Source organism: Ochrobactrum teleogrylli (assembly GCF_006376685.1).
GTDB lineage: Bacteria > Pseudomonadota > Alphaproteobacteria > Rhizobiales > Rhizobiaceae > Brucella > Brucella teleogrylli.
The window spans coordinates 1-21393 of the sequence record NZ_VEWL01000024.1 but is presented as its reverse complement, the minus strand read 5'-3'; the positions used below and the strand labels follow the sequence as shown (position 1 = coordinate 21393).

Sequence of the window (21393 nt, the reverse complement as noted above, 5' to 3'; positions counted from 1 at the left end):
CTGAAGGCGCTCGTCTTCCAGTTTGCAACGCTGACCGATGTCGGCTGGCAGATGTCGGGTGAAGTCATCTTGATGACGCTGCTTGGCGGGATCGGCACGCTGATCGGGCCCATCGTCGGTGCAGCCTTCGTCGTCGCCTTGCAGAACTATCTCGCAACGTCCGACTTCCCCGTAACCATCGTCACCGGCATCATCTTCATGGCATGCGTCATCCTCTTCCGTAAAGGTATCGTCGGAGAGTTCTATGCCTGGCTAGAGCGGAGGAAATGAGCATGAGCGAAACGTTACCCATTTATCGCACAAGCGTTTCGCCAAGCTGGATCGACTATAACGGCCATATGGGGGACTATGCCTATGGTATCGTCTTTTCGGATGCCGCTACTGCCTATATGGACCGAATTGGCATCGATGCTGCTTATCGTGAGGCAAATAATGCTACGCTCTACACCCTGGATAGCCGTATCGGATATTTGAAAGAATGCCACGTCGATGAAATATTGAACGTGGAACTGTCTGTCTTGAATGCCGATCACAAGCGTATGCATGTTTTCATGCGCATGCTGAATGGAGATGGGGAGGAAACGGCCTTCTGCGAGCAGGTTTTGATGCATGTCAGCCGAGCGTCGGGATCGCCGCGTTCAAGCAAAATGCCTGAGTTGGTACAGGAGAAGCTATTTGCCGATCTTGAACTGTCCAAAGCCACCATCAAGCCCGATTGGATCAATCGGCGGATCGGTTTGGAAAAGCATCGTAATTGAGCTACGCCAGCGGCTGCGGTGCATGCAGACTGCTCAAGCATCACACCGCGTATACCTTGGTATATGCCGTGTACCATAATGCACCTTGCAAAAACCATGCATTTTCGTAGCTCGCGAAAGGCGCATCTGGTAAAGAGATGCCGTCGGAGCAACAAGCTCCTTAACACAGGAAAACACAATGCCAAGCGACAGTAGTCGAAAGCTGTCGCCACTGGGGTTGTTCGACGAGAGCTAATCTCATGCTCTTGCCCGGACGCTCGCAGTGGCGCGTCATGAGGTAAGAGATGAATATTGCAGCCGCAATCGCCAATTTTGGCGCGCGCTTTGGTGTGCCTATGCATTCCATTAGCCGCAAAACCGCTCGCAGCAGCGTAACCACTTATAGCCACGTGTTTGAAGCCGATGTGAACCGTGACGGAGCCATCGGGAAGGCTCCCCAGCTGACAACGATCTGGTACGTCAATCCTGAAAACGGACGCGTGGAATGTCGCTGGACAACAGACCCCAAAGAGATTGCACACTATAGGTCGTTGCCGGTGCTGGAACGTTTCGGCCTGTTGCTTGCTGCCGGGCAGCAGAACCGAACGTCAACCTGGGTGCATTGATAAGCGAAATCATTCAAACAGTGAAATTAGACCATGGACGATGACCCCAGTAGGTCCGCTCGTTTATCCCCGGTAGCGCTAATCGGGCAGGCTTTTCACAATCTCGACAGGAAAACAAACCGGACGTCGCTTCGACGGTGCGGCATGGCTTTGCACAACCCTTAGGGGGGCATGTCAGCGCTCGTGCCGGACGTGGCGGCATGAGGATAATGACATGAATGCCATATTGAAACAGCCCGTATCTGCCGCTGCCCGCAAGGACGACAGGAAACTGTCAATGCGTGCGGTGCGCGAGGCACAAAACAGCGTTGATACGACGCTCGCAAATTTCAGGACGACCATCAACGGCCTGACTGAGACTGAAGCGAAACACCGCCTGATCAAGGACGGACCCAATCATGTAGCACATGAAAAGCGTCCGCACGCGTTGGTACAGTTTCTGCTCGCCTTCAAAAACCCGTTTATCGCCGTGTTGGTAACGCTTGCGGCTATATCGTCCGTTACGGATATCATTCTTCCGCTGCGCAACGGCGAAGACCCGGAATATACCGGCGTGACGATTATCTTGACGATGGTGTTCCTCAGCGCATTGCTGCGTTTCTGGCAGGAATTCCGCTCCGGCAAAGCTGCGGAAGCGCTTAAGGCCATGGTGCGCACAACTGCAACAGTGTTGCGCCGTCGGGGAAGCGGAAACGCACAAAGTGTGGAAGCAAAACTGGTCGAAGTTCCCATGGCCGAACTCGTCGCAGGCGATATCGTCAAGCTTTCAGCTGGCGATATGATCCCTGCCGACGTGCGACTGCTTGAATCGCGTGATCTGTTCGTCAGTCAGGCGGCCCTGACGGGTGAAGCTCTACCGGTTGAAAAATATGACACGCTTGGCGCTGTTGCTCAAAAGTCTGCCGAGACTAAAGCAACCGTCGGTGATCAGATGGACATGCTTGATCTGCCGTCGGTCTGCTTCATGGGCACAAATGTCGTCAGCGGCACAGCGACTGCTGTTGTGGTCGCAACCGGCGCACGCACTTACTTTGGTTCGCTTGCGAAGGCGGTCGTGGGTTCGCGCGCAGAAACGGCCTTTGATCGGGGTGTTAACAGCGTGAGCTGGCTCCTGATCCGCTTCATGCTGGTAATGGTGCCGGTGGTCCTGCTGATCAACGGCTTTACCAAAGGGGACTGGCCTGACGCCTTCATGTTTGCGCTCGCTGTGGCGGTTGGTCTTACACCCGAAATGTTACCGATGATCGTTTCCTCGAACCTTGCCAAAGGTGCTGTCGCAATGGCGCGCCGCAAAGTCGTGGTGAAGCGTCTGAATGCCATCCAGAATTTCGGGGCTATGGATGTGCTTTGTACAGACAAGACCGGCACATTGACTCAAGACAAGATCATCCTCGAACACCATCTTGATGTTAACGGCCAATGTGATCCAAGTGTATTGCGGTTGGCATGGCTCAACAGCTACCATCAGAGCGGCGTGAAGAACCTTATGGATCAGGCCGTTATTCGCTTTGCCGAAGATAGCCCTTCAAGCACTGCTTCAGCTCGGTTCTACAAAAAAGTGGATGAACTGCCGTTCGATTTCGTTCGTCGCCGTTTGTCGGTTGTGGTTGAAGGCTTTGGTGGCGAGCATCTGTTGGTCTGTAAAGGCGCAGTGGAAGAGATGCTGGCGATCTCAAACTCAATGCGCGAGGGTGATGAGATCAAACCGCTGGATGATGCGCGCCGCAAAGCGCTTGTCGAACTGGCACGCGATTATAATCGTGATGGTTTCCGTGTCCTCTTGGTTGCAACACGAGAGATTGAGCCGTCCTCCGCCGTGGCGCGCTATGATATTCCGGATGAGAAAGAACTGGTGGTGCAGGGCTTCCTCACCTTCCTCGACCCCCCGAAGGAAACCGCACGTCCGGCCATTGCTGCCTTGGCCGAACACGGTGTTGTCGTCAAAGTTCTCACCGGTGACAATGATGTCGTCACTACAAAGATCTGCCGGGAAGTTGGACTGGAGCCGGGTACGCCAATTCTTGGTCGCGAAATCGAGAAGATGAGCGACGAAAAATTGCGCGCGACGGTTGAGGAAGCCACAGTTTTTGCAAAGCTCACGCCATTGCAAAAATCACGGGTTCTCAGAGCGTTGCAGGCAAATGGTCATACGGTTGGGTTTCTTGGCGATGGTATCAACGATGCCCCAGCATTGCGCGATGCGGATGTGGGTATTTCGGTTGATAGTGGCACTGATATTGCGAAGGAATCTGCCGATATTATCCTTCTCGAAAAGAGTCTGATGGTGCTGGAAGAGGGTGTTATCAAAGGTCGTGAAACCTTTGGTAATATCATCAAATATCTGAATATGACCGCCAGCTCGAATTTCGGCAATGTGTTTTCGGTCCTTGTGGCGAGCGCTTTCATACCGTTCTTGCCGATGCTGGCAATTCATTTGCTGATCCAGAATCTGATGTACGACATTTCCCAGCTTTCCCTGCCATGGGATCGCATGGACAAAGAGTTTCTGGCAAAACCCCGGAAATGGGACGCCCGGAACATCGGTCGTTTCATGATTTGGGTAGGGCCGACGTCATCGATCTTCGACATCACGACTTTCGCGTTGATGTGGTATGTCTTTGCGGCGAACACGCCGGACATGCAGTCACTGTTCCAGTCGGGCTGGTTCATTGAGGGCCTGCTGTCGCAGACGCTTGTGGTGCATATGCTGCGCACGCAGAAAATACCGTTCATCCAAAGCACTGCCGCTTTGCCCGTGATGCTGATGACCGGTTTGATCATGGCGCTTGGCATCTACATTCCATTCTCGCCGCTTGGAACTATGGTCGGCTTGCAACCGCTACCCTGGGCTTACTTCCCATGGCTGCTCGCAACGCTGTTCGCCTACTGTGTTGTCGCCCAAGGCATGAAGAGTTTCTACATTCGTCGCTTTGGTCAGTGGTTCTGATGTGACGCTGTCGGTGCCTCGCAGCGTCACATCGAAGGAAGTGGCCAGCAGCTATGCTGCTGGTCACTTTTTCATAGAAACGACTGTGTGGCTTGAACGCATGCCGGATCTTGCGAAGTATCATGGTAGATCAAACCAAAGGATTGGAGCTATAAGGTTCAAATGAAGCTTCAAACTTAACACCAGAGAGGAGCGCTAGATGCGAATGAAAGGCCTTCACCGCATGTCTCCGCAGGACATTGCGGCATCTCTGGTACTAGCGATTTTCTGCGCCGCCATTTTCGTATTCGACACAGTCACCGATTACGCGATAGCCGCCGCTGTTTTCTATACAGCTATCGTGCTGGTTTCGGCCAGATTGTTCTCGCACCGCACAGTGATTGGTGTCGCCGCTGGCTGCATCGTCTTGACTGTTGTAAGCTTCGGCCTGACGCGCTCGGGCTCTTATAATGTTGGTTTCATCAACACATTGATCAGCATTGTGGCCATCGCGTGCACAGCATATCTGGGCCTGAAACTGGTCGATGCGGAAGCAGAAGCCCACGAGACGCGGGAACGCTTGTTGCGACTTGCACGACTGACCACACTTGGTCAGCTGACCGGCTCCATTACCCATGAAGTCAGCCAGCCACTGGTTGCAATCGAAACCAGTGCGGGCGCCGGCCACCGTTGGCTGTCACAAACTCCGCCAAACGTGGCGCGTGCTCTATCAACGTTTGAGCGGATATCTGCGGATTCTCATCGTGCGAGTGAAATCCTTGATCGTGTTCGCCGCTTGTCCAAAGGCGAAAAGCCAAAGATCGGGCGCTTTGATTTCAACATGGCCATCCGTGAAATGGCCGATCTGGCCGCAGCAGAGCTTTACCGGAATGGGATACGCCTTCAACTTGACTTGGCGAACGATCTACCGTCCGCTTGGGCAGATCGGGTGCAAATACAGCAGGTCATCGGCAACCTGATCCTCAATGCCATTGAAGCAATGGCGGGGACGGATAGGGACGATCGGTTTCTCCTGATAAAATCCCATTTCGGCGTAAATGCCAGCTTGCGGTTTTCGATAGCTGATACGGGATCAGGTCTCACGAATGCAACGCGAGAACGCCTTTTCGATGCGTTCTGGACCACGAAAGACGGCGGCTTCGGGTTGGGGCTGACGATCAGCCGCACTATCATAGAGGCCAATGGTGGTCGTATCTGGACCGATGCCCAAGGTGCATTGGGTGCCGGGTCGAATGGCGTGACGTTTCTGCTGGAAGTGCCAGCGGTCAGGATGGGCGAGCAATGACGGCTACACACGAGAACGCAGCGGTCGTTTACATTATCGATGACGATCTCTCGGTTCGGCGCGCCTTGGAAGATTTATTTGCTTCCATCGATATGAAGGTGATCAGCTTTGAATCTGTGCGGAGTTTCCTTGATTTCGAACGCCAGTCCGGCCCGTCCTGCATGATACTTGATGTGCGAATGCCGGAGCAGACAGGTACGGATTTTTTCGCCCAGATGACAAGTCTCGGTATTCGCATTCCGGTTATCTTCATTACCGGTCACGGCGATATCACCATGGGCGTCAATGCGATCAGAAACGGAGCTGTCGATTTTCTGCCGAAGCCATTTCGTGATCACGATCTGTTGGATGCTGTCTATCGGGCCATCGACGGCGATAGGAAACGTTTGCAGAACGAACAAGCGCGTTCTGAGATTCACGACCGTTGGCTGAGCCTGACAGCGGGCGAACGCGATGTGTTCACGCTCGTTGTCCAAGGTCTATTGAACAAGCAGATAGCCGCTCAACTCGAGGTGAAGGAAATCACCGTGAAGGTGCGTCGTGCGCATGTCATGCAGAAGATGCAGGCAGGATCGGTGGCCGATCTGGTGCGTATGTCCGCTCTGATCGAAACCTAGCAAAACGTAGTTCGCTACACACACAGAAAATGTGCTGTTTGTTACTGTAACAAACTTCATTTTCCGTGCGTTTAAGATACCCTTTTCGATATGAAATGGGGAAACTTGCGATGCCGATCTTCACGCGTACAGGTCTTGGACTGCTGTTGTCCTTCGTTTTGATGAATGGGGTTGCAGCGCAAGAGCATCAGTCGGTAAACGACGCCAATAATCCCCTGACACCGAAGATTACCGTCAACTTCCATAACTATTATGTGCCGGAATATATGGATTATCCGGTCGGCGATCCAATCAGTTTCTCCTGCGTGGACTGGTGCCAGCGGAGATAGCCGGTTTGCCGCAATTGTTACGGTATACGCTACCCATCGCCACAGCGCCGGAGTTTCCCGACGGATATGTGACGCGATTGGGCGATCTGACGCTGATGGACATTTTCATTCTCCCCAAGCATGGAGACGTCACATTCGGTGCGGGGCCGATATTGGTTATCCCAACCGCGACGGATGACGCACTTGGCAGCGGAAAATGGCAGGTCGGGGCGTCGGGCGTAATCGTTGTGCCGCAAAGTTGGGGTCTTTTGGGCGGCCTGGTGACCTATCAAACATCTTTCGCAGGGCATGGCGACCGGGATAGGGTAAGTTTGGCAACCGCCGAGCCGACCATCAATTACAATCTGAAGGATGGCTGGTATCTTCGCTCGACTGCAACATAGAACTTCAATCTTGAGGACAATGAAGGGTATATTCCGGTCGGTTTGGGTATCGGTAAAGTTTTCGAGCTTGATAAAGGCATTACCATGAATGCGTTTATCGAGCCTCAATATACGGTTTGGCATCAAGGCGACGGCGCGCCGAAATGGCAGATATTTGCGGGCGTCAATTTTCAGTTTCCTGTTAAAAAATAATAGTGCCTCGTCGCGGCTTTTGTGCGGCGCGTTTGACCGGATCAAAACTTGTTTGAGGCAAATTGCTGTCTCAGCCATTTGGCGGCGGGTCCGTGCGGGCGGAGCTTGTTCCAGACCAGTTCGAGCGCCACGGGATGGGCGCCTCCGTCGAATTGCAGTTTTGGGATGACAAGTTCATCCGCCAATGGTGAATCCCGCAATATATGTTCCGGGATATAAGCCCAACCGATGCCTTGTTTCAAAATTTGCAGAATGACCCAGTGGCTTTCCACCCACCAGACCTCGGCGGCCACCCGAAGCCTGTGTTTTTCGTCCTCGTCACTGCGTTTGCGAACCATGATCTGCCGGTGCGTCCGCAGGTCTTCCCAATTCACGGGGCTGCTCGCAAGGGGATGGTTTTTCCCGCAGACAAGCACAAGCGGCACCCAGCCAATGGTCTGGAACCCGAGTTCGGGCTGTATCTGATCCAGCCGCCACATGACGCCAAGATCAACCTTGCCGTTTTTAAGCAGCCCGGCGATCACGGATGAATGCGGAAACTGCAATTCGAGTTCGACATGGGGATAGTGCTTCGCAAACGCGGCGAAAAGGGCGGCGACCGCCGGTTCGGGATAGAGTTCATCCAGAGCAACCACAAGGCGGGACTCGACATGCTCATCGAAGTTTCGTGCGACTGAAATGAGATGTTCACGCCGATCCAGCATCAGACGCGCTTCGGGCAACAGCCTCGCGCCTGCTTCGGTCAGTGCCGGACTGCGCGTCGCTCTGCTGAAAAGTTTGACGTTAAGATCGTCTTCAAGGGAGGAGATCAACACGCTGACGGCTGACTGCGCTTTGCGCAGATGGCGGGCCGCAGCCGAAAACGATCCGTGTTCAGCGGCGGCAACAAATGCTTCCAGTTGGTCCAGCTCGACATTCATCTATCGCAAATCCAGATAGTATCTAACTTTTAAAATCCATAATAATAGATAGAAAGGGCACACCAATATCAAGGAATAAATAAGTGCGTAGTTTTGCAGATCGTGTTCGCCATGCGGCGATGTTTGAAATTATTGGACTGGCAATCTTCATTCCATGTTCGGCGATTCTTTTTGACAAGCCGGTGGATGCGATGGGTGTCATCGGCGTCATATCCGCCACTACCGCGACTATCTGGAATTTTCTTTTCAATCTTGGATTTGATCGGGCTTCGCTGCGACTGAGGGGAACGGTGCATAAAACTATGCCCATCCGCGTTGCACATGCCATCTTGTTCGAAGCGGGTCTGATTGTGCTGCTGATACCTTTTATTGCCTGGTATCTGGGCATTTCGATCATCGCCGCGCTGATGATGGACGTGGTGATCGTGCTTTTCTATCTGGCTTATGCCTTTGTTTTCAATATCGCTTATGACTGGCTTTTTCCGATCTCGCCACAGCTTCCTGAGAAAAGTGCCGCTTAAAACTTTGCGGTGAGGCATTATGCTGCCTCACCGCATTCTATGACGTCAAACTGGCAAACGGTGACGCACCAAAGTTGTCCAATAAGAGCAACCCCAGGCAATGACATCGTCGTTGAAATCATATTTGGGGTGATGGAGATTGGCGCTTGGGCCGTTGCCGATATTGATCATCGCGCCCGGAACTTCGTTTAGCATGAACGCGAAGTCTTCGCCGCCAAGTGTGGCCGGCATGTCGCGCGTGACACGCTCAGCGCCAGAGACGGCTTCGGCAGCAATGGCCGCAAGTTCGGTTTCGTGCTCGTGATTGACGGTCACGGGATAGTTGCGCTGATAGTCGAGTGTTGCCTTGGCTCCGAATGCATCGGCAATGCCCTGCACTGCACGGGTCAGTTTTTCCTCGATGTGATTACGCACGTCCTCGCGAAGTGTGCGAACCGTGCCGGTCAACCGGATTTTCTGAGGAATGACGTTGAACGCATCGCCACCCTGAATAGTCGTGATCGAAATCACGGCAGAATCCAGCGGATCGATGGTGCGCGCTGTCAGGGTCTGGATTGCCTGAATGAGAGCGGCTGTCACCGGGATTGGGTCGATGGTCTGATGCGGTGAGGCCGCATGTCCGCCAACGCCCTCGATGGTGATGTCGAGAACGTCGACTGATCCCATGATCGGGCCGGAATTGATGGTGAAATGCCCGACCGCAAGGTTTGGACGGTTGTGCATGCCATAAACTTCGTTGACCGGCCAGCGCTTGAATAGGCCGTCATCGATCATCGCCTTGGCGCCAGCGCCGCCTTCTTCGGCAGGCTGGAAGATCACGATAACCGTGCCGTCGAAAGCGCGACTTTGTGCCAGTTCGCGGGCCGCACCGAGAAGCATCGTCGTGTGGCCGTCATGACCGCAGGCGTGCATTTTGCCCGGCACTTTCGAAGACCATTCCGCGCCGGTTTCTTCCAGGATCGGCAGCGCATCCATGTCCGCGCGCAAGGCAATGGCACGGCCAGAGTTGTTGTTCTGACCGCGAATGACGCCGACAACGCCAGTGCGCCCGATGCCGGTTGCGACCTCATCGACGCCAGCCGCACGCAGTGCATCGGCAACCTTGTCTGCTGTCCGGTTTACATCGTAAAGCAACTCCGGGTTTTCGTGCAGGTCACGACGAAACGCGACGAGTTCATCCAGCTGGTTCGACGTCCAGTTTTCAACCGGCATATCAGGCCCCCTTCGTATTTTCTTCGGTGGCGTCGAGGCGATAGCGAAAATCGCAGTGGCTCGCGCCCTTCATGATGGTCTGCGTGCGTTCCAGCTTCATTGCGGGATTATAGCCGATGCAAAAATCGCCATCGCGATTGCAGGAAAGCAGATGCCCGATATGGCCAAGGCCCATCTCGCGGTACATTTCCGAATAACGGCAGCGCGTGACATTGAAATCGAAATGGTTTTCGCCCTGCGAAATCACGTCGATTTCCAGCGCGTTTTCCTTCGTCCACAGCGGCTGGATGTCGGCAAAATCCTGCAAGGTAGGCGTGCGGCCCAGTTCTTCGGCAAAGCTTTTGCCCTGTTCAATTGCTGAACGGCTGACTGCTTCGCCGACCACGGCTTGCGCTTGTTCTTCACCGGCGCGTTCACGCAGTACATCATAGATGTTCTTGATGACCATCGCCTCAATGCGGCGGCGTTCGAGAATTGGCATTTGATTCATGGACCTGACCTTTCACATGAATAAGCTGATTTAGAGATTGGGTTCGGTGAGATCCTTGCGCCGAAGCCAAGCGAGATAGAAAGGCGCGATTTTCCGCGCGACTTTGTGAAAAGGCAATGGCGCGGGCTCTGAAACGGGCAGCGCAAGCTCCCGCACCGGTTCTCCATCGAGCGCACGCGCGAATTCGCGACCAAGTGATGTGCCTAGCGCGACGCCACGTCCGTTGCAGCCGATCCAAGCCCAGCCATTGGTGCCAAGCTGATGAACGCGTGGGAAACGATCCCACGTCATGCCGATAAAGCCGCTCCACACATGGGTGATTTCCGGTTCCCCGAGGGCGGGAAAAGCTTCCGCCATGCCGCGCGCAGTCTTGCGCTTTACGCGCTCGGCGACATCGTAGTCACCCATCACAATGCCGCCGGTGATCAGCCGGTTGCGCGCATCGTAGCGGAAGAAGCGCAGGTCGCCGCGTGTGTCGGAAACCGCCTGCCGTCCGGGCAGAATTGTCGCGCGCAGATTGTCGCTGACGGGTGCCGTCGCCATCTGCCATGAGAGTACTGGCACGATCGTGCGGGCGAGGCGCGGGGCAAGCCTTTCGCGAAGTTCCCCCGTATAGGCATTGGTCGCGAGCAGAAAGCCTTTGGCGCGAACTGCGGCGTTGTCGGTACGCACTTCCCAATGATCGCCCACCTGCCGATAGGATGTAACCGGGCTTTGCTCGTGAATGATTGCGCCATGGCGCTCCGCAGCAGCGGCAAGACCGCGCGCGAAGGCCAGCGGATTGATATGGCCGCCGGTGGGGTTGAACATGCCGCCATACCAGAAATCGCTGCCGATCAGTTGCGATGTCGCGGATCGGTCAAGAAATTCCGCCGGAAAGCCGAACCGCTTCCACGCCTCGACACGCATTTGCGAAAGCTTTACCCGACCCGGCGAATGGGCAGGCTGGAACCAGCCTTTTTGTTCGGCTTCGGCCTCGATATTTTCATCACGCACGATTGAAAACAGAATATCAGCACTATTGCCGATCAGTCTTGCAAAGCGTTCGCCCGCAGCGCCATAGCGTTTGGCGATGGCGTCCGGCTCGGCGGACGTCATCGTCGGGATGACCTGACCATTGTTGCGACCCGAAGCACCCCAGCCGACCGCATTGCCTTCCAGCAGGATAACGCGCTTACCCCGCTTTGCCAGATGAAGTGCTGCCGACAGGCCCGTAAAACCGCCGCCGACAATAACAACATCGGCTTCCGCGTCACTGGTCAACGGCTTTGCAGCTGTGCGGGGAGGCGCAGTAGCGGCCCAGATGGAGGGTGGGAATTCTACTTTTTGCATGACGTCACGCATTCTCAAAACGAGGTGGCGTCCAGTTCTTGCCGGGGATCGAGGCAAGCAGACGCTGTGTATATTCGTGGCGCGGATTGGCGAAGACTTCAGCCGTCGGGCCGGTTTCGGCAATCTCGCCCTTGGACATCACGATGATGCGGTCGCAAAGCTGGGCTGCGACGCGCAAATCATGCGTCACGAAAAGCAGCGACAGGTTCAGACTTTCACGCAGATCGGCCAGAAGCCGCAGAACCTGCGCCTGCACCGAGACGTCGAGCGCGGAGACGGGCTCGTCGGCGACAATGATGCGCGGCTCCAAAGCGAGTGCACGGGCAATGCCGATGCGCTGGCGCTGCCCGCCCGAAAACTCATGCGGAAAACGGTCGGCGGCGGCAGGCGAAAGCTCGACCAGTTCCAGAAGTTCGCGGGCCTTTGCGTGCGCCTCAGCCTTCGGTACACCGTGGACAATAGGGCCTTGTGCGATGAGGTCCACGACACGGCGGCGCGGATTGAGCGAGGCCATCGGGTCCTGAAAGACCATCTGGATATCCTTCCGCATGGCGCGCACTTCACGCGGGCTTGCGCTCAGAAAATCCTTGCCGTTCACATCGACCGTGCCGCTGTCTGCTTCCAGCAGGCGCGTGACGATGCGCGAAACGGTCGTCTTGCCCGACCCGCTTTCGCCGACGACGCCCAGCGTTTCGCCTTGGCGCAATTCGAACGAAAGGTCCTTTACGGCGGGCACGGCACTGCGTTTGCCGGTTAGCAATCCGCCACGCGCCTTGAAGGTTTTGCGTAAAGCGCTTGCCTTGAGAATAATCGGTTGGGCTTCAACTGACGGCTTCGGTTCGGGCGGGGTGAGCGCGGGAACCGATGCGATCAGCGCTTTCGTGTAAGCATGCTGGGGATGGTTTAGCACCTCATTTGCAGGGCCTTGTTCGACCAGTTCGCCGAGCCGTAACACGGCGACGCGGTCGGCGATTTCTGCCACCACGCCAAAATCATGCGTGATGAAGAGAATGCCCGTGTCATGCTCGCTTTGCAGATCGCGGATCAGCTTCAGAATTTGCGCCTGCGTGGTCACGTCGAGTGCTGTAGTCGGTTCGTCGGCAATGATGAGACGGGGCTTCAGGATCAGCGCCATGGCGATCATGACGCGCTGGCGCTGTCCACCGGAAATCTGATGCGGATAGGCGTTATAAGCGGATTCCGGATCGGGAATTTTCACCTCTGCCAGCATGCCCAGCACGGCGGCACGGCGTTCCTTGCGGCCCAGTTTGGTGTGCAGACGCAGCACTTCATCGATCTGCCAGCCGACTGTTTTCTGCGGGTTGAGCGCTGTCATCGGCTCCTGAAAGATCATTCCGATGCGGTCGCCGCGCAGCTTTTTCATGTCAGCTTCGCTGAGCGAATAAAGGTCAGTGCCTTCAAGCTTGATCGTGCCATGCGTCACGCGCACATGCGGTTCCGGCAAAAGGCGCATGATCGCGCCTGCCGAAAGCGATTTGCCGGAACCGCTTTCGCCAACAAGGCAGACGATTTCACCGGGATTGATGGTCAGTGTCAGGTCCTGCAAGGCAAAAGGACGGTCGGCGCCCTTTGGCAGCGCGATTTGCAGGTTGCTGATTTCGAGAACGGGTGCGGCGGTCATTATTTCTTCTGCCTCGGATTAAGCGCGTCGTTCAGGCCTTCGCCGAGCAGACTGAAGGAAAGAACGGTGAGCAGAATGGCGATGCCGGGAATGACCGAGCAGAACCAGTCGGTGCGGAGCACGGCGCGGCCCTGGCCGATCATGTTGCCCCAGCTGGCATAATTCGGATCACCGAGACCGAGGAAGGCGAGCGCGCTTTCCATCAGGATGGACGTGGCCATAACGACAGATGCGAACACGATCACCGGCGGCAAAGCGTTTGGCAGTATTTCGCGGAAGATGATCGACATATTGCCGACACCCAGATTGCGCGCCGCGTCGATGAATTCGCGCTGGCGCAACGCCAGAAATTCGGCGCGCACCATGCGTGCAGGCGCGGTCCATGAGACGATGCCGATACAGATTATGATATTCTCGATGGACGAGCCAAAGATTGCCACCAGAGCCAGAAGCAGCACGAAGCTCGGCACGGTTTGAAAGGCTTCGGTGATGCGCATCAGCACATCATCCACCCAGCCGCCATAGTAGCCGGCGAGTGCACCGATGACGATGCCGATGATGATCGAGATCAAGGTTGCGACGACGCCGATCAGCAACGAGATGCGTGCACCGTGGAAAATGCCAGCCATAATGTCACGCCCGAGCTGATCGGTGCCAAGCGGCGTTGCCGCATTGAGGAATGGCCAGACAAGCGGATCGCCCGCACGGCGCAGCGGGTCGCCGGGCGCAATGACATCGGCCAACAGGGCAATCAGAACCACGGCGATGAAAAGAACAAGGCCCAGCACGGCAGCGCGGTTGCGGCTGAAGCGCTGCCACAGAACTTTCGTGCGGGAGACCTGTGGGCGGGTGAGGGAAAGGTCCTGGGATGTCATGACAGTTCGATCCTGGAATCAAGCCGCGCATAGATGAGATCAGTGATGAAATTGACGATCACCACCAGCACCGAGCAGAGAAAGATGATACCCATCAGCGTGTTGAGGTCGCGCTTGATCACGGAAGTATAGGCTAGCTGGCCAAGGCCGGGCAGCGAGAAGATCGTTTCGATCACAACCGAGCCGCCGAGCACGGTGGAAAACTGAAGACCGAGCAGTGTCACGACGGGTAGAAAAGCGTTGCGCATGATGTGATGGAACATCAGCCTTGCGCCGCTGGCGCCTTTGGCGCGGGCGGTGCGGACATAATCGAGGTCGGCGACTTCCAGCACGCTCGTGCGCATCAGGCGCATGTAGAAGGCAAGATAGATCAGCGAAAGCGCCGTCGTCGGCATGACGAGGTGTACGGCAATATCCCAGACATTCTTCCAGCCAGTGTAAAAACCGCCCAGCGTCTTGTAACCGCCAACGGGCAGCCAGCCCAGCTTGACGGAAAAGATGAACATCAGGATGAGGCTGAGAAAGAAGCTCGGCATGGCGTAGAAGACAAGACCGAGCGTCGAGATGACATTGTCGGTCAGCGAATAAGCCTTGCGCGCAGCAAAGGCACCAAGCGTGATGCCGAAAATGAACGCTACGGAAAGCGAAGAAATCATCAGCAGGAGCGTCGGCACGAGCCGCGCCATCAGCACGTCCAACACGGGCAGTTCATAGACATAGGACCAGCCGAAATCGAACCGAGCCAGCTTGGTCATGTAAATCCACAGCTGCACCCAGACTGGTTGGTCCAGACCGTATTCCGTGCGCAGATTGGCGACGAATTGAGGGTCTGCACCGCCCATATCACCGACAAGCGCGTCAACCGTGTCGCCAGGCGCAAGCTTGATGAGCAGAAACGCCCCGATCATGATGAGAAGGATGACGGGAACCGCCTGCAAGATGCGGCGCAGCGCAAAGGTCAGGATTGGGGGCAGGGACATTGCGGATTATCCTGCAAGATATTCATAGTCAGCATTCTAAAACTGGTGAACCGCTGCCGGGTGACCGGCAGCGGTTGGCATTGCTTATTGGTCGATCCAGAGATCGTACCAGCTTGAAGAATCCCACCGTGGCGTGTTGTGGTGGTTTTTGAGAACCTTGTTGGTCACGCCGACGAACGGATGTTCGATGGCGAAGATGACCGGCAGGTCTTTCATCTCAAGCTGCTGGATCTGGTGATAGAGATCGGCGCGCTTGGCCGGGTCGAGCTCGCTTGCGGCCTTGTCGATCAGGCTGTCCATTTCGTCAGACTTATAGTCGAACTGGTTGGACCATGCCGTGCCGACCGGAGCGCCGGAGCGCAGCCAGACGGTGGTGGAAACAGCCGGATCGGAACGGAACTGGTGCCAGCCGCTTGCCGTGTCGAAATCGTGATCGCGATAGACGCCGTTCAGGAAGCCCGGTGCGTCATTGGTGAGGATTTCAACGTCGATGCCGACTTCCTTCATGGCTTGCGCATAATATTCAGCCCAGAGTTGCGTATACTCGCCCCATGGTGCCGGACGGTGACGCAGCTTGAAGCGGACGCCGTTTTCTTTGACGGGATACCCAGCCTCGTCGAGCAGCTTCTTGGCCTTTTCCACGTCATATGGATAGGTCTGGACCTGATCGGTATAATTTGCACCGCCAGCGCTCGGGATCGGACCGCGACCCGGCTTGGCGTAGCCGCGCATGATCGTCTTGATTGCAAAGTCGATGTCGAGCGCGTGATAGATCGCCTGACGAACCTTCAGATTGGCAAGGATCGGGTTGCGCAGGTTGAACTCGATGGTCGAGTGGGCGACGTTGTTCTCGAAACCCTTGGTGCCTGTGTCGAAGCGACCATCCTTCTGGAGGCGCTCGGTGTCCGACATGGAAATGCCGTTGAAAGCGGTTTCCATCATTTCGCCAGCCTCAAGCGCTGCCGCTGCCGCTGCCTTGTCCGGCATGAAGCGCCAGATGATGCGGTCGAGGTAAGGATATTCCTTACCGCGCCAGTAATCATCATTGCGCTCGGCGATGATGTGCTGGCCGCGCTCATATTCGACGAACTTGAACGGACCCGTGCCGACCGGCGCGGAATTGTACTTGTTCTTCAGAATGTCGGTGCCTTCATAAAGATGCTTCGGCACCGGATGACCGAGATCCGGCATCGCGGCGACCAGCAATTCCAGCGGCATCGGCTTGGAATAACGGAACACGGCGGTATGCGGATCGGTGCAGTCGACAGCTTCGAGATTGGCCTGAAGCGTGGTCGAATAGTTAAGCAGCTTCTTCCAGAGGTTCATTGCGCTGAACGAAACGTCATCGCAGGTGAATGGCTGGCCGTCGTGCCAGCGCACATTTTCGCGCAGCTTGAAGGTGATGGCCTTGCCGTCTTCCGATGAAGACCAGCTCGTTGCCAGAACCGGCACATAGCCCTCATAGGTACGGTCGATCAGCGGCTCCATGATGCGACCGGTGATCTGGTATACGCCGGTCGAGGCGCGCAGCGCAGGGTTGAGTACGCCCTGCTCGGTATTCATATGGACAATGACCGTACCGCCGCGCTTCACTTCTTCAGCGTTGGACGACGCCGTGGCAAGTGAAAAGGCTGCGAGAAACAGGCCAAGGCCAGCTTTTCTGATATGCATTCTATGTTCCCCTGAAGGACGTTGAGGAGGGCTTTCCGGCCTCTTTTCCCGCACGTCCCGATATTGTTCAAGCCCCTGAAACTGCTCTTTAAAGCAGCGTTCAATGGCCTTTTCCTTATGCAAGCACCGTTATGCTAGAATCCGCCATGATTTTGTCAAGATAAACTAATTTGTGCGATAAAATTAGTATAATTTCTCGATAACCATGCGTTAATAAATGTCGATTTTCTATCTTGGAGTTTGTTGATGAGCCAGATTTCGCCTGAACAGAGTGAAAATGCGGGCAAAACCAAGCCCGGAGCAGTTTGGGTCACCGGCGCCGGATCGGGCATCGGCGCTGCAATGGCACGCCGTTTCGCAAGCGAGGGTTGGCCGGTGGCCCTGACAGGCCGGAAGGCGGAAGCGCTGGCCATCATCGCGGATGAAATTACTTCTGCAGGCGGCGAGGCCCGGATATTCCCGGCTGATGTGCTCGACCGCAAGGCGATGACAGATGCCTCTGATGCGATTGTCGAATGGGCCGGTCGTCTCGATGTCGTCTGCAATAATGCTGGGCTTAATATTCCGCGCCGCAGCTGGTCGGATATCGATTTCGATTCATGGGATGATGTCATCGACATCAATATCAAGGGCGCGATCAACGTGATTGCAGCCGCGCTGGCGCCAATGCGGGCGCAGGGCGGGGGTCTGATGATCCATACATCTTCCTGGGCGGGGCGTTTTTCGTCGCCCGCTGGCGGCGTGCCCTATGGCGCCTCCAAACACGCGCTCAACGATCTGAGTGCGAGCCTGAACGCGCAAGAGGGACAAAACGGTATTCGGTCCACGGTGCTTTGTCCCGGTGAGGTGGCGACGCCGCTTTTGGCGCGCCGTCCGGGTTTCGATCTCGCGCGCATGGATGACGTCATTCAGCCGGAGGATATGGCCGAAACCGCGCTCTATGTCGCCAGTATGAATCCGAAGGTCACAATTCATGAGATTGTGCTGGCGCCGACAAAGAAATAAGCCTCAATCCACTAGCATCTGATTTTATCAAAAAAGGAAACTCCACATGTCTCACCCGGTAAAAGGCGTCGACCACGTTTTTCTGCTGGTTAATGATCTGGAGAAAAGTGCCGAGCAATACCGTCGCTTCGGATTCACGCTGAGCCCGCGCGGACTGCACAGCAAGGAAAAAGGCACCGGCAATTACACGATCATGTTTCCGGAAGATTATTTCGAGCTTCTGGGCATTGTTGCCGAAACCCCGGGCAATCTGCACCAGCGTCAGAAACTTGCGGCGCAAGGTGAGGGACTGCATGCCATCGCTTGCCGGATCGACAATGCACGCGAGGCAAAGGCGGAGCTAGCAACACTCGATATAGCGACGGGCGAAGTTGGCGCATTCCAGCGCCCGGTGCAGCTGCCGGGCGGCGGCGAGGGCGTCGCAGCGTTTGAAACAGTCTCTTTTGCCGACAGCGAAGTTCCGCAGGGCATGGTTTTCATGTGTCAGCATAAGACGCGCGAAACGGTCTGGCTGCCGGAACTGATCGAACATGAAAATGGTGCTATCGGTCTCTCGGCTATCGTCATCATTGCTGCCGATCCTGAAACGTCTGCTAAAGGTTTTGCCCGTCTTTTCAAGGCCGGGAAAGCGGTTGAGCACGATGGCGGATGGAAGGTTCTGACCGGGCCGAACTCGGCCGATCTACTGGTTCTGGATCGCGAGAAAGCGTCGTCGCTTTACCCGAATGTCGATTTGGACAAAACGCCTGCCAGTGCTTTTGCAACCTTGCGCATTCGCGTGAGATCACTGGATAAAGCGCGTGCTGCACTGACCGCACATGGCGTGTCCTTTGCGTCAACGGAGGCAGGCGTGGCCGTTTTGCCCGAGAACGCCAGCGGCACAATTCTGGAGTTTTCAGAACAGTAGGCGTTGTGCCCCGTAAAGGACTCAAGGCGCGGTTGCCATAAACCGCGCCTCCAAGGCATGGTCGAAACGATCCAGTCGTACACTTGAAATGATTGCACTGGTAACTTTCAGTTGGCTATTTTTTACGCAAATGCTCGATAACATTGCATTTTTGTATGTCGGATCTTTTTCTGTAGCGTCATTTCAGGCGCTTGGTGTCTGAAAAGTAGGTTGCCCCTGCTTTTCGCGCACAATTAATGCTTAATACTTATTCAAATTGATCAAAAATTATTCTAGAGAGTGATCATTATGAGATTACATACCGACTCTGGAGATGAAATTTTGGTCAACGTCCATGAAAAGCTCGAGCCCATTCTCGAAGATGTCCTCCATCGCAACGCGGGTGAAATTGAATTTCACCAGGCCGTGCGAGAGGTTTTGGAAAGTGTTGGGCGCGTCATTGCGAAACGACCATATTATGCCGACAATGCCCTGATCGAACGCATTTGCGAGCCGGAACGGCAGATTATTTTCCGCGTGCCGTGGGTTGATGATCAGGGTCGCGTACAGATCAATCGCGGTTTCCGCGTGCAGTTCAATTCGGCGCTTGGACCTTACAAGGGCGGGATTCGCTTCCATCCTTCGGTCAATGTCGGCATCATCAAGTTCCTCGGCTTCGAACAGACGTTTAAAAATGCGCTGACCGGCATGCCGATTGGTGGCGGCAAGGGCGGCTCGGATTTCAACCCGCGTGGCCGTTCCGACGCTGAAATCATGCGCTTCTGCCAGTCCTTCATGACCGAACTTCATCGTCATATCGGCGAATATGTGGACGTTCCAGCGGGTGACATCGGCGTTGGTGGGCGCGAGATCGGCTATATGTTCGGTCAGTACAAGCGACTGACCAATCGCTATGAAGCTGGCGTATTGACCGGCAAGGCGCTGTTCTACGGCGGTTCCAGGGCGCGCAAGGAAGCAACCGGTTATGGGGCGACCTATTTCGTGCAGCGCATGCTCCAGGCCCGCAAGCAGGATTTCGATGGCAAGCGCGTTGTGGTTTCCGGTTCGGGCAATGTTGCCATCTACACAATGGAAAAGGTGATCGAGTTTGGCGGCAAAGTGGTCGCCTGCTCCGATTCCAATGGTTATATCGTTGACGAGAACGGTATCGATCTTGATCTCGTCAAGGAAATCAAGGAAGTGCGTCGCGAACGTATTTCCGAATATGCACGCCAGAAGGGCCAGTCCGTCCATTACATTGAGGGCGGCTCGATCTGGGATGTTCCCTGCGATGTGGCCATGCCGTCGGCAACGCAGAACGAGTTGACCGGCAAGGATGCCAAGACGCTTGTGAAGAATGGCGTTATCGCTGTCGGTGAAGGCGCTAACATGCCCTCCACGCCTGAAGCGGTGAAGATTTTCCAGGATGCGAAAGTTCTCTTCGCGCCCGGCAAGGCTGCCAATGCGGGCGGTGTGGCGACTTCGGCGCTTGAAATGCAGCAGAACGCATCGCGCGATAGCTGGACCTTCGAGCAGACGGAAGCGCGTCTGGCTGAAATCATGCGCAATATCCACGATCTTTGTGCGGAAACCGCCGAGGAATATGGCACGCCGGGCGATTATGTCCTCGGTGCCAATGTCGCCGGTTTTGTGCGGGTGGCAGAAGCCATGGATGCTCTGGGCATTATCTGATTGAACAGGAGGGCGGGACCATAGGGCTCCGCCTTCAACTTTTCTACGCGGCTCATTATAGAATGACATTTGCTTCGGTATGAGCTTGCGCTACCATTATTTCCCATCAGAGTTGTTGCTACCATTAGGCCGTGCACTCATAAATATGCTAGCTATTTGAATAGATTAGTGATTCAAAGGCCTCGGATTTGGAGGTCTTTGATGTCACGTCGCCGCTATGAACTCACAGAACGGGAATGGTCGATTATTGCGCCGCTGTTGCCGTGCAAACCACGTGGCGTGCCCCGAGTTGATGATCGCATGGTGCTCAATGGCATTCTGTGGCGCTTCCGCACCGGCTCGTCATGGTCAGAAATCCCTGAACGCTATGGTATTGCAACGACCTGTTACAACCGGTTTGTTCGCTGGCGTCGTGCCGGTGTCTGGGATCGGCTTCTGGAAGCTGTCTCAGAGGCCCATGACGGCGATATCGTGATGATCGATAGCACCTGTGTTCGTGTTCACCAACATGGAGCCACTGGAAAAAAGGGGATGCTGACGATGGTTGCATGGGACGTTCCCGTGGCGGCCTCACAAGCAAAATCCACGCAATTGTTGATGCAGAAGGCCGTCCGATCAATCTTTGCCTGACGGGTGGCCAGGTTGCTGACTGCTCTCGGGCTGAAGGTCTCATGGCTTGTATCAAAGAAGGCAGCACGCTGCTTGCCGACAAAGCTTACGACACCGATGCCATCCGCAAGACAGCAGCAGGCTACAAAGTATGGGCCAATATTCCTCCCAAATCCAACCGCAAGGGCGTCTTCGCGTTCTCACCATGGGTGTATCGCCAGAGAAATCAGGTCGAGCGCTTCTTTAACCGCATCAAACACTATCGTGGTATCGCCACACGTTATGATAAAAACCCCGCCAATTTCCTCGCTGCAATCAAACTCATCGCTGTCCCGCATCTGGTGCATCAGTTTATGAGTCTACATTCTAGCACTACTTTGGCAGATTGATTATTTAGGGCTTCCCTCCGCGGAGTTTCGGTGATTCATAAGGAACCAGCTTT

General features: G+C 55.3%; 19 protein-coding genes and 2 pseudogenes. 13 read left to right on the top strand and 8 right to left on the bottom strand.

All coding sequences use genetic code 11. The features are described from left to right. The 8 genes and pseudogenes from FIC94_RS21740 to FIC94_RS22855 all read left to right on the top strand — a co-directional run. Positions 1 to 270, top strand: a pseudogene (locus FIC94_RS21740) (branched-chain amino acid ABC transporter permease); the annotation flags it as partial. Between the two features lie 2 nt (positions 271 to 272). Further along, positions 273 to 758 (top strand): thioesterase family protein, encoded by a 486-nt coding sequence (locus FIC94_RS21735; protein ID WP_180918110.1) that lies wholly within the window; start codon positions 273 to 275, stop codon positions 756 to 758. Between the two features lie 284 nt (positions 759 to 1042). Further along, a complete protein-coding gene (locus FIC94_RS21730; RefSeq protein WP_140026395.1) occupies positions 1043 to 1363 on the top strand; it encodes a hypothetical protein in 321 nt (106 codons plus the stop codon). 214 nt (positions 1364 to 1577) lie between these two features. After that, the gene (gene mgtA / locus FIC94_RS21725) at positions 1578 to 4310 is read left to right on the top strand and encodes a magnesium-translocating P-type ATPase (RefSeq protein ID WP_140026394.1); all 2733 of its coding nucleotides are present in this window, start codon (positions 1578 to 1580) and stop codon (positions 4308 to 4310) included. A gap of 199 nt (positions 4311 to 4509) precedes the next feature. After that, complete coding sequence (locus FIC94_RS21720; RefSeq protein ID WP_140026393.1) at positions 4510 to 5595, top strand: sensor histidine kinase; 1086 nt, start codon at positions 4510 to 4512, stop codon at positions 5593 to 5595. Further along, positions 5592 to 6212, top strand: a complete 621-nt coding sequence (locus FIC94_RS21715) for a response regulator transcription factor (protein ID WP_140026392.1) — start codon at positions 5592 to 5594, stop codon at positions 6210 to 6212. The genes FIC94_RS21720 and FIC94_RS21715 overlap by 4 nt, the downstream gene beginning before the upstream one ends. Before the next feature lie 110 nt (positions 6213 to 6322). Continuing rightward, a complete protein-coding gene (locus FIC94_RS22860) occupies positions 6323 to 6541 on the top strand; it encodes a hypothetical protein (RefSeq protein ID WP_328592147.1) in 219 nt (72 codons plus the stop codon). Then, positions 6526 to 6924: a hypothetical protein gene (locus tag FIC94_RS22855; RefSeq protein ID WP_328592146.1), complete on the top strand. Its 399-nt coding sequence runs from the start codon at positions 6526 to 6528 to the stop codon at positions 6922 to 6924. The genes FIC94_RS22860 and FIC94_RS22855 overlap by 16 nt, the downstream gene beginning before the upstream one ends. Positions 6925 to 7157: 233 nt before the next feature. Here FIC94_RS22855 and FIC94_RS21705 read toward each other — a convergent pair whose 3' ends face one another. Beyond that, the gene (locus FIC94_RS21705; RefSeq protein WP_140026391.1) at positions 7158 to 8036 is read right to left on the bottom strand and encodes a LysR family transcriptional regulator; all 879 of its coding nucleotides are present in this window, start codon (positions 8034 to 8036) and stop codon (positions 7158 to 7160) included. Positions 8037 to 8119: 83 nt separating this feature from the next. On the opposite strand from FIC94_RS21705, the gene FIC94_RS21700 reads away from it, so the two are divergent. Then, entirely contained in the window at positions 8120 to 8557 is a 438-nt protein-coding gene (locus tag FIC94_RS21700) for a PACE efflux transporter (protein WP_140026390.1), read from the top strand. A gap of 45 nt (positions 8558 to 8602) precedes the next feature. Here the strand turns inward: FIC94_RS21700 and FIC94_RS21695 are convergent, their stop codons facing one another. From FIC94_RS21695 to FIC94_RS21665, 7 genes are all read right to left on the bottom strand, one after another. Further along, the gene (locus tag FIC94_RS21695) at positions 8603 to 9769 is read right to left on the bottom strand and encodes a M20 aminoacylase family protein (RefSeq protein WP_140026389.1); all 1167 of its coding nucleotides are present in this window, start codon (positions 9767 to 9769) and stop codon (positions 8603 to 8605) included. Between the two features lies 1 nt (position 9770). Further along, positions 9771 to 10259, bottom strand: coding sequence for an L-2-amino-thiazoline-4-carboxylic acid hydrolase (locus FIC94_RS21690; RefSeq protein ID WP_140026388.1), 489 nt, complete (start codon positions 10257 to 10259; stop codon positions 9771 to 9773). 30 nt (positions 10260 to 10289) lie between these two features. Further along, a complete protein-coding gene (locus tag FIC94_RS21685) occupies positions 10290 to 11591 on the bottom strand; it encodes an NAD(P)/FAD-dependent oxidoreductase (RefSeq protein ID WP_140026387.1) in 1302 nt (433 codons plus the stop codon). 4 nt (positions 11592 to 11595) lie between these two features. Continuing rightward, on the bottom strand, positions 11596 to 13233 hold the full coding sequence (locus tag FIC94_RS21680; protein ID WP_140026386.1) for an ABC transporter ATP-binding protein: 1638 nt from the start codon (positions 13231 to 13233) through the stop codon (positions 11596 to 11598). Beyond that, positions 13233 to 14108, bottom strand: a complete 876-nt coding sequence (locus FIC94_RS21675; RefSeq protein WP_140026385.1) for an ABC transporter permease — start codon at positions 14106 to 14108, stop codon at positions 13233 to 13235. The genes FIC94_RS21680 and FIC94_RS21675 overlap by 1 nt, the downstream gene beginning before the upstream one ends. Further along, positions 14105 to 15088, bottom strand: coding sequence for an ABC transporter permease (locus tag FIC94_RS21670; protein ID WP_109365939.1), 984 nt, complete (start codon positions 15086 to 15088; stop codon positions 14105 to 14107). The genes FIC94_RS21675 and FIC94_RS21670 overlap by 4 nt, the downstream gene beginning before the upstream one ends. A gap of 84 nt (positions 15089 to 15172) precedes the next feature. Next, on the bottom strand, positions 15173 to 16759 hold the full coding sequence (locus FIC94_RS21665; RefSeq protein WP_109365940.1) for an ABC transporter substrate-binding protein: 1587 nt from the start codon (positions 16757 to 16759) through the stop codon (positions 15173 to 15175). 246 nt (positions 16760 to 17005) lie between these two features. Here FIC94_RS21665 and FIC94_RS21660 point away from each other — a divergent pair, with 246 nt between their 5' ends. The 4 genes and pseudogenes from FIC94_RS21660 to FIC94_RS21645 form a co-directional block, all read left to right on the top strand. Further along, positions 17006 to 17764 (top strand): SDR family oxidoreductase, encoded by a 759-nt coding sequence (locus FIC94_RS21660; protein WP_124915497.1) that lies wholly within the window; start codon positions 17006 to 17008, stop codon positions 17762 to 17764. 46 nt (positions 17765 to 17810) lie between these two features. Continuing rightward, positions 17811 to 18671: a VOC family protein gene (locus tag FIC94_RS21655; protein WP_124915496.1), complete on the top strand. Its 861-nt coding sequence runs from the start codon at positions 17811 to 17813 to the stop codon at positions 18669 to 18671. Positions 18672 to 18992: 321 nt separating this feature from the next. Further along, entirely contained in the window at positions 18993 to 20342 is a 1350-nt protein-coding gene (gdhA, locus tag FIC94_RS21650) for an NADP-specific glutamate dehydrogenase (protein ID WP_167836069.1), read from the top strand. A 201-nt stretch (positions 20343 to 20543) separates the two neighbouring features. Next, a pseudogene (locus FIC94_RS21645) lies at positions 20544 to 21305 on the top strand (IS5 family transposase); the annotation flags it as partial. Positions 21306 to 21393: the final 88 nt, after the last annotated feature.

Excerpts from the sequence above, each read along its gene's own strand:
- FIC94_RS21735 (WP_180918110.1), top strand. The coding sequence starts at position 273 with ATGAGCGAAACGTTACCCATTTATCGCACAAGCGTTTCGCCAAGCTGG.
- FIC94_RS21730 (WP_140026395.1), top strand. The coding sequence starts at position 1,043 with ATGAATATTGCAGCCGCAATCGCCAATTTTGGCGCGCGCTTTGGTGTG.
- mgtA (WP_140026394.1), top strand. The coding sequence starts at position 1,578 with ATGAATGCCATATTGAAACAGCCCGTATCTGCCGCTGCCCGCAAGGAC.
- FIC94_RS21720 (WP_140026393.1), top strand. The coding sequence starts at position 4,510 with ATGCGAATGAAAGGCCTTCACCGCATGTCTCCGCAGGACATTGCGGCA.
- FIC94_RS21715 (WP_140026392.1), top strand. The coding sequence starts at position 5,592 with ATGACGGCTACACACGAGAACGCAGCGGTCGTTTACATTATCGATGAC.
- FIC94_RS22860 (WP_328592147.1), top strand. The coding sequence starts at position 6,323 with ATGCCGATCTTCACGCGTACAGGTCTTGGACTGCTGTTGTCCTTCGTT.
- FIC94_RS21705 (WP_140026391.1), bottom strand. The coding sequence starts at position 8,036 with ATGAATGTCGAGCTGGACCAACTGGAAGCATTTGTTGCCGCCGCTGAA.
- FIC94_RS21695 (WP_140026389.1), bottom strand. The coding sequence starts at position 9,769 with ATGCCGGTTGAAAACTGGACGTCGAACCAGCTGGATGAACTCGTCGCG.
- FIC94_RS21690 (WP_140026388.1), bottom strand. The coding sequence starts at position 10,259 with ATGAATCAAATGCCAATTCTCGAACGCCGCCGCATTGAGGCGATGGTC.
- FIC94_RS21685 (WP_140026387.1), bottom strand. The coding sequence starts at position 11,591 with ATGCAAAAAGTAGAATTCCCACCCTCCATCTGGGCCGCTACTGCGCCT.
- FIC94_RS21680 (WP_140026386.1), bottom strand. The coding sequence starts at position 13,233 with ATGACCGCCGCACCCGTTCTCGAAATCAGCAACCTGCAAATCGCGCTG.
- FIC94_RS21675 (WP_140026385.1), bottom strand. The coding sequence starts at position 14,108 with ATGACATCCCAGGACCTTTCCCTCACCCGCCCACAGGTCTCCCGCACG.
- FIC94_RS21670 (WP_109365939.1), bottom strand. The coding sequence starts at position 15,088 with ATGTCCCTGCCCCCAATCCTGACCTTTGCGCTGCGCCGCATCTTGCAG.
- FIC94_RS21665 (WP_109365940.1), bottom strand. The coding sequence starts at position 16,759 with ATGCATATCAGAAAAGCTGGCCTTGGCCTGTTTCTCGCAGCCTTTTCA.
- FIC94_RS21660 (WP_124915497.1), top strand. The coding sequence starts at position 17,006 with ATGAGCCAGATTTCGCCTGAACAGAGTGAAAATGCGGGCAAAACCAAG.
- FIC94_RS21655 (WP_124915496.1), top strand. The coding sequence starts at position 17,811 with ATGTCTCACCCGGTAAAAGGCGTCGACCACGTTTTTCTGCTGGTTAAT.